Consider the following 14380-nt stretch of genomic DNA (forward strand, 5'->3'; position numbering starts at 1 on the left):
CATCAACTCCCTAGATCAGTGGCTATGTCTGGTGAGGGTCAGTGCCGACAGGTCGTCCGTCGGAGGCATGCCGTTTTCAAAGTTTCTGACGCGCTTGACGAGATTGCCAAGGTCGTGCCGGCACTCTCCGAGCCAGCGAAAGATGTCCTCTTCCCCGAAAAACTCACCATGAGCGGATATTGCCTCGGTCACGCCATCACTGATCAGCAGGAGAGTTTCGCCCGGGTCCAGTCGGGTGCTGGCTGTCTGGTAAATGGTGTCAGAGACGAGCCCCAATGGCAGTCCACCAGCAAGCTCAAGTCGCTCGACCGCGCCGGTCCTGCGCCTAACAAACGGCGGAACATGGCCGCAGCGAAGATAGGACAGTTCTCCAGATCCTGTGTCGAAAAGTGCGAAGAAAGTCGTGACAAATGTGCAGCTGTCGTTGTCCTTGGACAGCGCTGCGTTGACCGCCATCGCAATGTTCTCGAGCTGCAACGCCTTGCCATCGGCCTGACCGAGCACTGCACAACTGCGAATGAGAGCGTGGGTTCTTGCCATCACCAGCGCGGCGCCGGCGCCCTTGCCCGAAACGTCCCCCAGAACCAGCAGATGTATGCCGTCATCGAGGGGTATGTGATCGACGAGGTCGCCTCCGATCTCTCGGGCAGGCTCAAGAATTATCCTCACCGCGATCTGCGGATCAGTATATTCATTTGGCACCAAGGCCATCTGGAGGCTGCGGGCTTCTAGCAATTCCATCTGGGCCTGAGCCAGAGCCTGGCGCTGCTGCGACCTGAGGTGCTGCTTCTCTAGCGTTGCAAGAACGCGGGCACGCAAAAGCGTCGGCTCGAAGGGCTTCAAAAGGAAATCCTCCGCTCCCAGCTCAATGCCACGGACGATGGCATCCATCTCATCTAACGCGGAAATGATGATGACCGGGACCTCGCTGAGGATTCCCTCGCGTGCAATAATTTCTAGGACCTCGAAGCCGTTCATAACCGGCATCATGATATCGAGTAGGACAAGGTCGATGTTGCTCGCGCGGATCAGCGCAAGACCTGATGCACCATCTTCGGCCTCAAGAATCTCTTCAATTCCCAACCGACGCAGCCGTCGACGAAGGAGGGTGCGATTTGCTTCAATGTCGTCAACGATGAGAACCCGGGCGGCAGCGCAGATCTGCGAAAGCCGCTGATGTGCTGGGGGGGCGGACTCGTTGGACGGAAGCGCATGAATAGAATCTTGCATGTTTTGTATCTCGAGCCAGGCCGCCAACCTCAATTCGTAGCGATTGTTTGGAAATTTTCCATTGCGAGTTATAATTATATCTTTAGTAATAGTCAGTGCATTTGCCAGATAAGTCTGGAAACAAACACTACGGTCGGCTATACCTTAGGCGCCTCGTAGCGAAATCATGTAATGTTTTATCAGATCGTATTATTATTTGCGTCCGTTTGAATATTTTTGTGATTTTGCTTCGGGCGGTTTGTTTTTATTTTTTCGAGAGGGTAGCTTGATGCAAATGTCCGTTGAGGATTTTGATTGCAACGGCGCGGTTATCAAGATGATAGGCCGACTTGATCTAGCCGGTGTGCAGGAAATCGACATGCCACTGAGCTTGATATCAGGTCGATATCGAAAAGTAATTATTGATATGTCTGAGGTTGATTTTATTGCCTCGCTCGGCTTGCGGATAATTATTACAACTGCCCGATCAGTTGCCAATAAAGGTGGTCAATTGGTCCTGGCCAGCCCACAGCCGGACGTGGCCAATGTCTTGCGGGTTTCTGGTTTCGACAAGCTCATACCGATCGAAAGCAATACTGATGTAGCACGGGCTTCGTTGGCTTAGTCGCGCAACAGTCATGACTGCTACCAACCATCGCTTCTCTGCCGACTATGGGGCGTTTCCTGCCGTCAACGAATGGCTGGGGGTGCAAGGTGGGGCCTTAGCAATCTCTCCCGACATTGCGTTCAAAATAGAGTTGTGTGTCGAAGAAATCGTGACGAATACGATCAAGTACGGGTTTGGCGACGATCCGGCTGCAGGCGGCTGGATTGAAATTGGTCTAGTCGTCGAGGAAGGGCGTGTTGAATTGCGCTTTACTGACAACGCCCCCCTTTTTAATCCTCTCGCGCAGGAGCAGCATGCACCGCCAGCATCCCTAGAAGGCGCTCCGATCGGTGGGCTGGGTATCCTTCTGGTCCGTGAACTCTCTCAGTCGGTGCGGTATGACTGTGCTGAAGGTCAGAATGTTCTTGCCATCTCCTTTTGTCCCCCTGCCCCCCGGGCTGGAGGGCAGAAGGCAGTTGGGTGCGATTAGACCAAGGCTGTTTCGCGATCAGGATCAATCCGCACAATCTTGTCGAACCCGCTAACCGTGAAGATTTCTTTCACGTGGGGCTTCAGGCTGCAAACGGCGAATTTCATACCCTTCGACTGCGCCGCCTTCGCGGCGACCAGAAGGGCGCGCAGCCCTGCGCTCGAAACATAGTCGACAGTTGCGCAATCTACGACGACATGATCCGACTTGGCAATGATTTCGACCAGCTGCTCCTGAAATGAAGTTGCAGTCATGCTGTCAATGCGAGCATCTGGAATGGCGATATTTACCGGTCCGGTATTTTCAATTCTGAGAATCATTAATAATTGGCCTCTTACATTATGGGACTGATGTAGACTGCAGCGAGTTGGGCTTGAATGGCCAAACTCATACGGCGCAACGCCTGCAAGCTGATATCGAGGCTTGCAACATCAATGATGCGGTCCATCAAGCGCTCAATTTCTCGGTCTGCCATGAACAGCTTGAGGATGTTATAGTCGTAGGCAAGCGCAATCAGGGCAACATCCCTGGGAGTGGGAATGCTCTTGCTCAACAGGGCGTCGAGTATCTTCTGCTTGGTTGCATTCTGCGCCGCGTCGTCTGTTTGTGGGTAGCGTCGCGACTTGATGACCCAGAGGAAAACCTGATCTTTGGGTTCGATGATCCCGCGATTGATCAAGCGCTTGAAGGCTAACTCGTATAGTTCCTCTGCGATCTGGAGAACGCAGGATACCGCACTGTCAAGTGTGTGTTTCTGACCACTCTGCGCAAGGCTCGCCAAGGCCAGATCAAGATGGCCCTCATTGGTTGGCGCCTGGTCAATCACGAAGAAGTGCTGGAGATCATTGTCGATCCGGTTCAGGAGTGCGAGGTCAATCAGGCACGCACCAGCGACTGCAGATTTTGCAGCCAGCCCGGAGGGCTCCCTGAGAAGTTTTCCCTCATCACTAATTGTCAGTAGAATAATCTCTTCGCAGAGCGTCAAATTTTCGGACATCAACGATCGCCTTCTGCTGCGGTTTGTCTTTATAGGTAAAAATGTTTAGGTAATTATTTCAATTCAATTGTTTAGCATGACAATTCATGGCCGAAAAGGTCTGAAAACTGTGGTCAGACTTGGCATCGAGATGCCCGCCGAGCTGCTGCAGAGCCGACTTATCCTGGGCAGAATAGCCAAGCGATCGTGGCTGCGAGCTGCGAGCAACAGTCAGTCCCAGCATTAGGCCGTAGATTCATATGCGCGGAGCCAAAGGCGCATCGAGCGGAGTTGGGGCATTGTGAGGAAGTTTTCAGCCAGCCTGTGTTTGCGCGTTGCGATCTTGCGGAAGGGCATCAGCTTGGAAGAGAAGATCTCGATGAGGTCTTTTTCGCGGTGCCGGTCGACCGTTCTCGCAGACTTCTTGCGCTGAGCCATCGCCTGGAGGATGTGCACCACCATGAAGGCTGCTGACGTTACCGATCCGCTGGACGTGGTCTTTGCTGCACCCGGCTGCGCCAGCGCTCAGGTCGCGCACAAACAGCGCCTATGGATCGGGTTGGATCGCAGGCGAAATGGCCTGACATATTGCGGCCCGGAAGATGAGATACTTGCGCTGCGCCCCGATCCTGCCTCAAGGCTTTGTAAACACAGCTAGCCATATCGTGATGGGATCAGCCGAAGTCCATTCAACCCGATGGCGACAATGTGCTGGCAGGCTGATCCAATCACCGGGTTTGAGCTCCACCGGTTGCTCGCGCCCGTCGATGGTCAGGATGGCACCCCCAGCCACCAACAGCACGAACTCATCTTCCTCCTGATCGTACCAGAAACCTGGTGGAGTGATCTGCCCAGCAGACACAATCCGTTCCACACGGCCGGTTCCATTCGTCACCAGCGGCAGGAACTCTTCGGTTTCCGTGTTGGCAGGTAGCTGATCCGTCAATCTGCCGTGCCGGAATGCGCTCTGGTCCATCTAACTAGCCTTGCTTTGCCACGCTTGAACCGTGGCGGTGTCATGTGTAGTCCGGCAAAGGTTTTGGCAACGGTTTGGGGATGGTGCCGTTGATTGAGCCTATCCTGAACAGGTCGATATGCCGTTGCTAAAGGAGGTGGCCGGGTGTCCTTGTCACCATGCGCCAGGGCGCGCTCGATGGCATCCGACGACCATATGCCCGATTCGTTGAGCAAGGTGCTCGCCATCGCGCGGAAGCCGTGGCCGGTCATTTCGTGGGTGGTGTAACCAAGCCGGCGCAGCCCGCCATTGAGCGTGTTCTCGCTCATCGGCCGCGCGCGGGTGCGGACCGAGGGGAAGACAAAGCCATTGGGGCCGGTCACGTATCGCAGATCCCTGAGCAGTTCGACGACCTGCCGGGACAGCGGCACGTGATGTGGTTTGCGCATCTTCATCTTCTCGGCCGGGATCGTCCAGACACATTCATCGAGATCGATCTCGCTCCACATGGCATGGCGCAGCTCGCCGGGCCGGACGAAGACATGGGCCGCCAGTAGCAGGGCCTGCTTGGTGATGCCAAACCCCTCGTAGGTGTCGATGGCGCGCAGGAGCTCGCCAACCTTTTCGGGCTCAGTGATGGCGCCATAGTGCGTGACCTTTGGCGTCAGCAGAGCGCCGCGCAGATCGCGCGTCGGATCGGATGTGATCCGCGCAGTTGCGACACCGTACCGGAAGACAGCACCTGCCAGCTGAAGTGTCCTGCGCGCGCTTTCGAGATTGCCCTTGCGCTCGATCCGGCGGACAGCCTCCAGCACGTCGATCGGGGCGATATCGGCAATCGGGAGTTTGCCGATCGAGCCATCGAGCAGGCTCAGCAGATACTCGCATCGCGCAGCCGTTGCAGGGGCCCAGGCGCCCGAGCCGTCACGCTCGCGCTTTGCGCAGTATTCCTCTGCGACCAGCGTGAAGGTGCAGCCAGCCACCGCTTCGGCGTGCTGGCGTGTCTTCACCTTCTCGCGCGAAGGATCGAGCCCGGCGTAGAGCTGCTCGCGCGCCGTGTCGCGCCGGCGACGCGCCTCGCTCAGGCTGATTTCGGGATAGGGTCCGATCGAGAGCTTCTTCTCGATCCCGAGGTGGCGGTACTTGTGCCGCCAGAGTTTGCTCCCGTTCGGCTGGACCTGAAGATCGAGCCCGCCGCTGTCGCCCATCTTGTAAGGCTTGGCTCCCGGCTTGGCATTGCGAACCGCAGCGTCTGAAGGCGGCATTGCGTCACGTCCTCGATCCGGGGCCCCCCAACCTGGGGGCCTTCCACCTTGACGCTGGGGGCCTTGTTTTCGCCGAGGCCCCCAAATGGGCTGGAAGCAGGCAGAAAACGATGGCGCTCAGCGACCCGATGAACGCAAAAATACCGCTGATTTCTGCGGGTTGTGGGCGATGTCGATGGATGCCGGTGGACGGAAAGGTGGAGCGGGTGAAGGGAATCGAACCCTCGTATTCAGCTTGGGAAGCTGCTGCTCTACCATTGAGCTACACCCGCCCGGGCGACATTGGCCATGGCCTGCGGCGAACGCGGCATATGGCGGGATCGCGGGCGCGCTTCAAGCCCCTTTCGCGTGGATGCGGCGTTGCATGTCGCGAGGCGGCATGGAATGTCTGCCCGCCGAGGAGAGGGGTGATGATCGAGCTGTTGAGCGCGCCGACGCCGAACGGATGGAAGGTTTCCATCATGCTCGAGGAATGCGGCCTGCCGTACGAGGTGAAGTGGATCAACCTCGGCAAGGGCGAACAGTTCGCGCCCGCGTTTCTCGCCGTGAGCCCCAACAACCGCATTCCGGCCGTCATCGATCATGCGCCGGCCGACGGAGGCGAGCCGGTGCCGGTGTTCGAGACGGGGGCGATCCTCGTCTATCTGGCGGAGAAGACGGGGCAATTTCTTCCAGCGGACATGCGCGGGCGCAAGGCGGTGCTGGAATGGCTGTTCTGGCAGGTCGGTGGCCTCGGGCCGATGCTGGGGCAGCATGGGCATTTCCGGCTCTATGCGCCCGATCGGATCACCTATGCGACCGAGCGCTACCGGGCGGAAGCGCTGCGGCTCTACGGCGTGCTCGACAAGCAGCTGGCGCGCCATGAACACGTGGCAGGGGCGGACTATTCGATTGCCGACATGGCCTGCTTCCCGTGGATCCAGACCTGGAAAGCGCAAGGGATACCGCTGGAGGCGTTCCCGGCGCTGAAAGCGTGGTACGACCGGCTGAAGGAGCGGCCCGGCCTGCGGCGCGGAATGGCGGTGGGGCGCGAGCGGATCAACAAGCGGCCGCAAGACGATGCCGAAGCGCGGCGGGTGCTGTTCGGGATCAAGGATGGGGAAGCCAAATGAGCGTGCGCGTCGAGTTTTTCTATGACCTCTCCTCGCCGTGGACGCGGCTGGCGTTTCACAACTTCCGTACCGGGATCGCGGGGCGCGATGTGGCGGTGACCTGGCGGCCGTTTCTGGTCGGCGGCGTGTTCAATGCGGTGAACCAGAGCGTCTATGAAAGCCGCGCCAATCCGGACAACCCAAAGTTCCGCCTGAGCTTCACGTGGCTCAAGGAATGGGCGCGGCTGGCGGGGCTGCGCATGAATTTCCCTTCGGAGTTCCATCCGGTGAAGTCGGTCAACGCGATGCGCTTCTGCTGCGCGCTGGAGGACCGGCCGGAAGACCTGCTCACCTTCAGCGAGGTGGCGTTCGAGACCTATTTCGGGGACGCGCGCAATATCGATGATCCCGATGTGCTCGAGGATATCGCCAATGCCTGCGGGCTCGATGGCGCGACGCTGCGGGCCGCTTCGGGGAGCGATGATGTGAAAGCCCGACTGCGTGCGAACACCGAGGAGGCGATCGCGCGCGGGGCCTTCGGCTCGCCGACGATCATTGTCGACGGGGCCTTCCTGTATTTCGGGAACGACCAGTTGCCGCTGGTGATGCAGCGCATCGATATGGTGGAAGCGGGCTGAAGCGCCAGTTGCGCTGGATCAATGATCCAGTGTCCAAAACCATGGAGACTTGATCTGTCCAGCGGGAGTGACAGGTCATGCGCATTCTTCTCGTTCATCCGAATTACCATTCCGGCGGCGCGGAGATTGCAGGGAACTGGCCGCCGGCGTGGGCGGCCTATCTCGCGGGGGCCTTGCGCGGGGCGGGCTACGACGACGTCCATTTCATCGATGCGATGACCGATCATGTCGATGATGCCGCCCTCGAGGCGCGCATACGCGAGCTGAAGCCCGATGTGGTGGGCACGACCGCGATTACGCCCTCGATCTACAAGGCCGAGGAAACGCTGAAGATCGCGAAGAAGGTCTCGCCCGCGATCATCACGATGCTGGGCGGCGTCCACGCGACCTTCATGTTCAAGCAGGTGCTGACCGAGGCACCGTGGATCGATGTGATCGTGCGCGGTGAGGGGGAGGAAATCCTCCTCGACCTCGTACGCGCCATCGACGACGGGCGCTGGCCGCTGGCGCGCCATGACATCGAGGGGCTGGCGTTTCTCGACGGGCACGACATCATCGCCACCAAGGCCGCGCCGACGGTGAAGGACCTTGAGAAGATCAAGCCCGACTGGGGCATTCTGGAGTGGGGCAAGTATATCTACATCCCGCTCGGCAAGCGGGTCGCCATTCCCAACATGGCGCGCGGCTGCCCGTTCACCTGCTCGTTCTGCTCGCAGTGGAAGTTCTGGCGGGATTACCGCATCCGCGATCCCAAGGCGGTGGTCGACGAGATCGAGACCCTCGTGAACGATCATGAGGTGGGCTTCTTCATCCTTGCCGACGAGGAACCCACGATCAACCGCAAGAAGTTCATCGCCTTTTGTGAAGAGCTGATCGCGCGGGGCCTGCCGGAGAAGATCCAGTGGGGGATCAATACTCGCGTCACCGATATTCTGCGCGACGAGGAATACCTCGCGCTCTATCGCCGCGCGGGGCTCGTCCACGTCTCGCTGGGCACCGAGGCGGCGGCGCAGCTCAAGCTCGATCTGTTCAACAAGGAAACCACGGTCGAGCAGAACAAGAAGGCGATCCGCCTGCTGCGCGAGGCGGACATTCTCGTCGAGGCGCAGTTCATCGTGGGGCTGGAGAACGAGACGGCGGAGACCCTGGAAGAGACCTACCGCATGGCGATGGACTGGAAGCCGGACCTTGCGAACTGGTCGATGTATACGCCGTGGCCGTTTTCCAACCTGTTCGAGGAACTGGGCGACAAGGTCGAGATCCACGATTTCGACAAGTACAATTTCGTGACCCCGATCATCAAGCCGGCGGCGATGGACCGGGCCGAGCTGCTCGACCGGGTGATGAACAACTATCGCCGGTTTTACATGAGGAAGGCGCTGTTCTCCTATCCGTGGCAGGGGACGGGGTATCGGCGTAAGTACCTGCTGGGGTGCCTCAAGGCGTTCCTCAAGGCCGGGTTCCAGCGCACGTTCTATGATCTGGGCCGGGTCAACTACTGGGGGCCGCAATCGAAGAAGGGCGTCGATTTCAAGTTCGACCGGACGCGCACCAACCACCGCGCCGAGACGGGGGACTGGAAGGCGGCGGCGGAGACGAGCCGCAAGGCGCTCAAGCGTGAGGCGGTGGTCCATGAAGCAGCCAAAGAGGTCAAAGGGGGCGTCATCAAGGCCTGCGGGGGCGGGACGCAGCAGCTGACCGACGAGGATGCCGACGAATTCAATGGCGCGCCCACGCGCGGTGATGCGCCGGGACGGAGCGGGGCGCATATATGAGCGCGGTGGGACTACCGGCCGGAAAGGTCGGCCCCAACGCGATCATCCAGCTGGCCGATGTCCTCGCCGACCGGATCGGGCTGGAGGAGCGGGCGAGGGCGCTGCAAGCGGCAGGGCTGGCGAAATACCTCGCCGCCGATCCCGAGCGGATGACCGACGAGCGCGAGGCGGCGGCTCTGCACCGGGCCGTGCAGGCGCAGCGCGCGGGCGATTGGGACGAGCTGTCGTGGGAAGCGGGGGAGCGGACGGCGAGGTATCTGCTGGCAAACCGCATCCCGAAACCTGCGCAGTGGCTGCTCCGCCGTTTGCCGGCGGCGCTTGCGGCGCGGCTGCTGCTGCGGGCTATCCGCGCGCATGCCTGGACCTTTGCAGGGTCGGGCGCGTTTTCGGCGCGGCAGGAGCGCGGTGCGGTGGTGATCGCCATCGCAGACAATCCCATCGCCATGCCGGACTGCCCGTGGCACCGGGGCGTCTTCACGCGGCTGTTCCGGGAACTGGTCAGCCCTCACGTGCTTGTGCGCCATGATCACTGCTGCGCGCGCGGCGATGAGGTCTGCACCTTCAGGATCGGGTGGCCCTGATCCGCGACTGATATTCGTCTGTTGACCGGCATTCCATAATTGCTACCCTGCAGTATAAACAAAGCAATCATGGGAGAGCAGCGATGGTAACAGCCTCACAGGTCATGCTCACGGCAACCGAACGCGTCACATTGGGCGTTCCGGCCGCCGAAGCCGTGGCGCAGGAAGCCGCGGCGCGCGGCGCTGCCCGCGTTTTCATTCTCGCCAGCAGCTACCTCAACCGCCAGACCGACGAGATCCGCCGCATCGAGGCCGCGCTGGGCGCGCGGCACGCCGCGACGCACGATGGCATCCAGCCCCACGCGCCGCGCAGCGACGTGCTGGCGGCCGCCAATGCCGCGCGGGCGGCAGGCGCCGATCTGGTCGTTACCGTGGGCGGCGGTTCGGTGACCGATGCGGGCAAGATCCTGCTGATCTGCCTCAAGCACAACATCACCACCATCGAAGGCTTCGACGATTACCGCGTCCGCGTGGACGATACCGGCGCGATGGTGATCCCCGAATTCGCCGGGCCGGACGTGCGCGCGATCTGCGTGCCGACGACGCTTTCGGGCGGCGAGTTCAACCCGCTTTCGGGCGCGACCGACGAGGCGATCAAGCTCAAGCAGGCCTATACCCAGCGCGAGATGGTGCCGGTTTGCGTCGTGCTCGATCCGGCGATCACGGTGCACACGCCCGAGTGGCTGTGGCTTTCGACCGGCGTGCGCGCTGTGGATCACGCGACCGAGACGCTCGCCTCGTTCCTCTCCAACGATTTCTGCGACGGCATTGCCGACAGCGCGCTGCGGCTGCTCGCGGCGGGGCTCCCGGCGGTGAAGGCGGACCCGGCCGATCTCGACGCGCGGCTCAAGTGCCAGATCGGCGCGTGGCAATCGATGATCCCGATCATCGGCGGCGTGCCGATGGGGGCGAGCCACGCCATCGGCCACGTGCTGGGCGGCACCTGCGATGTGCCGCACGGGCATACCAGCTGCGTGATGTCGCCCTATGTTCAGGCGTTCAACGCGAGCGTGAACGGCGAGCGGCAGAAGCGCATCAGCGCTTGCCTCGGCGATCCCTCGAAGCCGGCTTCGGAACTGCTCGACAAGCTCATCCGCGGGCTGGGCATGCCGCGCAGCCTGCGCGAGGTGGGCGTGAGTGAAAACCAGCTACAGCTCGTCTCCGAATACACGCTGGAGGACATCTGGGGCCGCACCAATCCCCGCCCGATCAAGACGGCGGCAGACGTGATGGAAATCTTGCGGACCGCGATGGGCTGATGCACACCCTTGCTCTTGCCACCGACAGTGCGGACCTCATGGACAAGCCGAAGAAGAAGCGCGCCGCCGCCCAGCTCAAGGATGAAATCACCGCCTACAAGCGGCGGCGGATCCTCGAGGAAGCGAGCCACTTCTTCTTCGCCAACGGCTATGAGGCGACGACGCTGGATTCGGTGGCCGAGCAGCTCAATGTGACGAAGCCGTTCATCTACTCCTACTACAAGAACAAGGGCGAGCTGCTCTACGAGATCTGCCAGACGGGCATCCAGCTTTCGCTGACCGCGCTGGAAGAGGCGCTCTCCGTCGAAGGCACGGCCAGCGAGCAGCTCAAGATCGTGGTCGAGCGGGTGGCGCGGATCATCATCGCGAACCAGCGCTACGTGACCGTCTACCTGCGCGAGGAAAAGAGCCTGCTGCCCGAAGACGCACGCCGCATCCGCGAACTGCGCCATGCCTTCGACACCAAGCTCGCCGCGCTGCTAGAGAAGGGCAAGGCCAGCGGCGAATTCGATGTGGCGCACCCCTCGCGCACGGCGATCTGGGTCTCGGGCCTGCTGAGCTGGATCGCGCTGTGGTACCACGAGGGCGGGCGCTGGTCGGCGACCGAAGTGGTGATGGACGCGATCGCCATGGTGCAGAAGATGGTCCAGCCGGCAGGGGGCAAGCATGGCTGAGGCTCCGGCGGCTCAGGACAAGGGGCACACCGATCCCCGCGTGCTGGATCGGCGCAAGTGCGTGCTGCGCTATTTGCTCGACGATTTTGCCGCCTCGCAGCCGGACGCGGTCTATGCCGTGTTCGAGGATGGCGGGCAGTGGACTTATGCGCAGCTGCGCGCGCTGGTCGTCAGCAAGGCGGCGGGCTTTGCCCGGCTGGGCGTCAAGCGCGGTGATCACGTCGCCGTGTGGCTGCCCAACGGGCGCGAGGCGCTGATCACGTTCTATGCGATCAACTACCTCGGCGGCGTTTTCGTGCCGTTCAACACCGCCTATCGCGGGTCGATCCTCGAGCATGTGCTGGCCAATTCGGATGCGACGGTGCTGGTGGCCCACGGCGGGCTGCTCGATCGGCTGGAAGGCGCGGATACGGCGGCGGTGACCACAATCGTCCAGCTGGGCCAGGGCACCGCGCCGGCGGGCTTTGCCGTCCATGCGTTCGAGGATGTGACCGGCGAGGAAGCCGAACTCGCCCCGCTGGACCGGCCCATCGAGCCGTGGGACACACAGTCGATCATCTACACCTCGGGCACCACCGGCCCTTCCAAGGGCGTGCTGTCGTCCTACCTCCACCTCTACACCAATGCGGGGCCCGAAAGCTGGCACTTCGTGGGGCGCGAGGACCGCTTCCTCGTCAACATGCCGATCTTCCATATCGGGGGGCTGGGCATTCCCTTCGTGATGCTGGCGCGCGGCGGCTCCATCGCGCTGATGGAGAACTTCTCGACCGACACGTTCTGGGACTTCGTGAAGCGCACCGGCTGCACCACGATCTTCCTGCTGGGCGTGATGGCGACCTTCCTGATCAAGCGTCCACCGGGGCCGGAAGATACCGGGCACGGCGTGAAGAAAGCCTTCATGGTGCCGCTGACCGAAGCGGCGGGACCGTTCCATGAACGCTTCGGGATCGACGTCTACACGATCTTCAACATGACCGAGATTTCCTCGCCCATCGTATCGGAGGCCAATCCGGTGAAGCTGGGCACCTGCGGCAAGGTCCGCCCCGGCGTGGACGTGCGGCTGGTCGATGGCAGCGATTGCGAAGTGCCCATCGGCACGGTGGGCGAGATGATCGTGCGCACCGACAGGCCCTGGGCGATGAACAGTGGCTATCACAAGAACCCGGAAGCGACCGCGAAGGCTTGGCGCAATGGCTGGTTCCACACCGGCGATGCTTTCCGCTGCGATGCGGAAGGCTATTTCTATTTCGTCGACCGGGTGAAGGACGCGATCCGCCGGCGCGGGGAAAACATCTCCTCGTTCGAGGTGGAAAGCGACGTCACCGCGCATCCCGACGTGCGCGAGGCGGCCGTGATCGGCGTGCCGAGCGAGTATTCGGAAGACGAGGTGATGGCCGTGATCGCCCCGGTCCCGGGCGCGACCATCGATCCGGTCGCGCTTTCGGAGTTCCTCGCCGCGCGCATGCCCTACTTCATGGTGCCGCGCTATATCCGCGTGCTGCCCGAACTGCCCAAGACGCCGACGGCCAAGGTGATGAAGGCCGAACTGCGCGCCGAGGGGATCACGCCCGATACCTGGGACCGCGAGAAGGCGGGAATGCGGCTGAAAAAGGAAAGGCTCTGACTACCAGCTGACGTCCAGCTTCGTCAGCCCGCGGAACATGAAGCCTTCCCGCCGCCACTGCGCGCTGGCCGCGTCGATCTGCAGCTGCGGGAAGCGCGTCACGAGCGACTTCAAGGCAATCTCGCCTTCCAGCCGCGCCAGTTCGGCGCCCACGCAGAAGTGGATGCCGCCGCCGAACGAAAGGTGCTTCGGCCCCTTGCGGGTCACGTCGAAGCGGTCCGGCTCCTCGAACACGGCGGGATCGCGATTGGCGGCCGCCACCAGGGTCAGCACGCGTTCGCCGGCGCGGATCAGCTGGCCCCCCACTTCCGTATCGCGGAAGGCGGTGCGGTTGGTGCCGACGAGCGAGCTTTCGTAGCGCAGGATTTCCTCGGTCGCGGCTTCGGCGAGGTCCGGGTCCGCAACCAGCTTCGCCCACTGATCCGGAAACTTGGCGAGGCTGAGCAGGCCGTTGCCGATCATGTGCGCGGTCGTCTCGAACCCCGCACCGAAGAGGCCGATGGCGACAGTGGCGATCTCGTGGTCGCTGAGCGGACCGGTCTCGTCGCGCGCGTTGCACAGCGCGGTCGCCAGATCATCGCGCGGGGCGCGGCGGCGATCCGCGATCACCGATCCGAAGAAATCCAGCAGGAAATCCATCTGCCGGTTGGCAAGGCCGAGCTCGGCATCCGAAAACGCGCGCATCTCGAAGACCACGAAGCTGTCGGCAATCGCCTGGTTGAGCGCGACGAGCACCTCGTCCGAGGCTTCCTCGGGCGAGAGGCCAAGCATGTCGCACATGACGAGGGTCGGGAAGCGATAGGCAAACGCGTGGATCACTTCCATGCGGCGCTGGTCCATCACCGCGTCGAGCAGCCGGTCCGCCACCGCCTGCACGCGCGGGCGCATTTCCATCACGCGCCGCGCGGTGAGCGCCTGCGTGACAAGGCCCCGCACGCGGGTGTGGCGCGGCGGGTCCTGATAGAGAAAGATCTCGGAGAGCCAGCGATAGGCCGAATGCGACAGGACATCGAAGTCCGGCCCATAGAACAGGCGGATATTCGAGAGGAAATCGCCCTGTCCAAAGTTCGTGCGGTCCATGAGGATGGCCCGCACGTCCTCGTAGCGCGTCGCGATCCAGAACCCGAGCGGGGAAAAATGCATCGGGTCTGCATCGCGCAGCGCCTTGAAGATCGGGTAGGGATCGCGCTTGAGCTGCGGATCCGTCAGATCAAACCGCAGCCCATCGCTCATCCC

The 14380-nt window shown here is 61.7% G+C and carries 15 protein-coding genes, 1 tRNA gene and 1 pseudogene; 9 read left to right on the forward strand and 8 right to left on the reverse strand.

All coding sequences use genetic code 11. The features are described 5' to 3' along the window. Positions 1-15: 15 nt before the first annotated feature. On the reverse strand, positions 16-1230 hold the full coding sequence (locus AQZ52_RS06065) for a PP2C family protein-serine/threonine phosphatase (protein ID WP_082697702.1): 1215 nt from the start codon (positions 1228-1230) through the stop codon (positions 16-18). 196 nt (positions 1231-1426) lie between these two features. Between AQZ52_RS06065 and AQZ52_RS18115 the strand changes: the two genes are divergently transcribed. Together AQZ52_RS18115 and AQZ52_RS18120 are read left to right on the forward strand one after the other, a co-directional pair. After that, a complete protein-coding gene (locus AQZ52_RS18115; protein ID WP_169793720.1) occupies positions 1427-1834 on the forward strand; it encodes an STAS domain-containing protein in 408 nt (135 codons plus the stop codon). Between the two features lie 13 nt (positions 1835-1847). Continuing rightward, positions 1848-2306: an ATP-binding protein gene (locus AQZ52_RS18120; RefSeq protein ID WP_082697586.1), complete on the forward strand. Its 459-nt coding sequence runs from the start codon at positions 1848-1850 to the stop codon at positions 2304-2306. Here AQZ52_RS18120 and AQZ52_RS06070 read toward each other — a convergent pair. The 6 genes and pseudogenes from AQZ52_RS06070 to AQZ52_RS06095 all read right to left on the reverse strand — a co-directional run bounded on the left by AQZ52_RS06070 (position 2303) and on the right by AQZ52_RS06095 (position 5774). After that, positions 2303-2626, reverse strand: coding sequence for an STAS domain-containing protein (locus tag AQZ52_RS06070; RefSeq protein WP_082697587.1), 324 nt, complete (start codon positions 2624-2626; stop codon positions 2303-2305). The genes AQZ52_RS18120 and AQZ52_RS06070 overlap by 4 nt on opposite strands. 14 nt (positions 2627-2640) lie before the next feature. Continuing rightward, the gene (locus AQZ52_RS06075; protein WP_067907292.1) at positions 2641-3303 is read right to left on the reverse strand and encodes a GOLPH3/VPS74 family protein; all 663 of its coding nucleotides are present in this window, start codon (positions 3301-3303) and stop codon (positions 2641-2643) included. Between the two features lie 222 nt (positions 3304-3525). Then, positions 3526-3681: pseudogene (locus AQZ52_RS06080) on the reverse strand (IS5/IS1182 family transposase); the annotation flags it as partial. Positions 3682-3916: 235 nt separating this feature from the next. Next, complete coding sequence (locus AQZ52_RS06085) at positions 3917-4258, reverse strand: cupin domain-containing protein (protein WP_067907296.1); 342 nt, start codon at positions 4256-4258, stop codon at positions 3917-3919. After that, on the reverse strand, positions 4225-5502 hold the full coding sequence (locus tag AQZ52_RS06090) for a tyrosine-type recombinase/integrase (protein WP_082697588.1): 1278 nt from the start codon (positions 5500-5502) through the stop codon (positions 4225-4227). The genes AQZ52_RS06085 and AQZ52_RS06090 overlap by 34 nt, the downstream gene beginning before the upstream one ends. Positions 5503-5700: 198 nt before the next feature. Continuing rightward, a tRNA-Gly gene (locus AQZ52_RS06095) sits at positions 5701-5774 on the reverse strand. A gap of 138 nt (positions 5775-5912) precedes the next feature. On the opposite strand from AQZ52_RS06095, the gene AQZ52_RS06100 reads away from it, so the two are divergent. From AQZ52_RS06100 to AQZ52_RS06130, 7 genes are all read left to right on the forward strand, one after another. After that, positions 5913-6614 carry a glutathione binding-like protein gene (locus AQZ52_RS06100; RefSeq protein ID WP_067907298.1) on the forward strand — a complete coding sequence of 234 codons (702 nt, stop codon included), beginning with the start codon at positions 5913-5915 and terminating at the stop codon, positions 6612-6614. Next, a complete protein-coding gene (locus AQZ52_RS06105; protein WP_067907300.1) occupies positions 6611-7231 on the forward strand; it encodes a 2-hydroxychromene-2-carboxylate isomerase in 621 nt (206 codons plus the stop codon). Before AQZ52_RS06100 ends, AQZ52_RS06105 begins: the two co-directional genes overlap by 4 nt. Before the next feature lie 77 nt (positions 7232-7308). Beyond that, positions 7309-9006, forward strand: coding sequence for a magnesium-protoporphyrin IX monomethyl ester anaerobic oxidative cyclase (gene bchE / locus AQZ52_RS06110; protein WP_067907302.1), 1698 nt, complete (start codon positions 7309-7311; stop codon positions 9004-9006). After that, the gene (gene bchJ, locus AQZ52_RS06115) at positions 9003-9587 is read left to right on the forward strand and encodes a bacteriochlorophyll 4-vinyl reductase (protein ID WP_067907304.1); all 585 of its coding nucleotides are present in this window, start codon (positions 9003-9005) and stop codon (positions 9585-9587) included. The genes bchE and bchJ overlap by 4 nt, the downstream gene beginning before the upstream one ends. 83 nt (positions 9588-9670) lie before the next feature. Then, positions 9671-10846, forward strand: a complete 1176-nt coding sequence (locus AQZ52_RS06120; RefSeq protein ID WP_067907306.1) for an iron-containing alcohol dehydrogenase — start codon at positions 9671-9673, stop codon at positions 10844-10846. Further along, on the forward strand, positions 10846-11520 hold the full coding sequence (locus AQZ52_RS06125) for a TetR/AcrR family transcriptional regulator (RefSeq protein WP_067907308.1): 675 nt from the start codon (positions 10846-10848) through the stop codon (positions 11518-11520). Before AQZ52_RS06120 ends, AQZ52_RS06125 begins: the two co-directional genes overlap by 1 nt. Continuing rightward, positions 11513-13144: an AMP-binding protein gene (locus AQZ52_RS06130; protein WP_067907311.1), complete on the forward strand. Its 1632-nt coding sequence runs from the start codon at positions 11513-11515 to the stop codon at positions 13142-13144. The genes AQZ52_RS06125 and AQZ52_RS06130 overlap by 8 nt, the downstream gene beginning before the upstream one ends. Here the strand turns inward: AQZ52_RS06130 and AQZ52_RS06135 are convergent, their stop codons facing one another. After that, positions 13145-14377, reverse strand: coding sequence for a cytochrome P450 (locus AQZ52_RS06135; protein WP_067907313.1), 1233 nt, complete (start codon positions 14375-14377; stop codon positions 13145-13147). Positions 14378-14380 lie beyond the last annotated feature (3 nt).

The sequence above is a fragment of the Novosphingobium fuchskuhlense genome, assembly GCF_001519075.1.
Lineage (GTDB): Bacteria > Pseudomonadota > Alphaproteobacteria > Sphingomonadales > Sphingomonadaceae > Novosphingobium > Novosphingobium fuchskuhlense.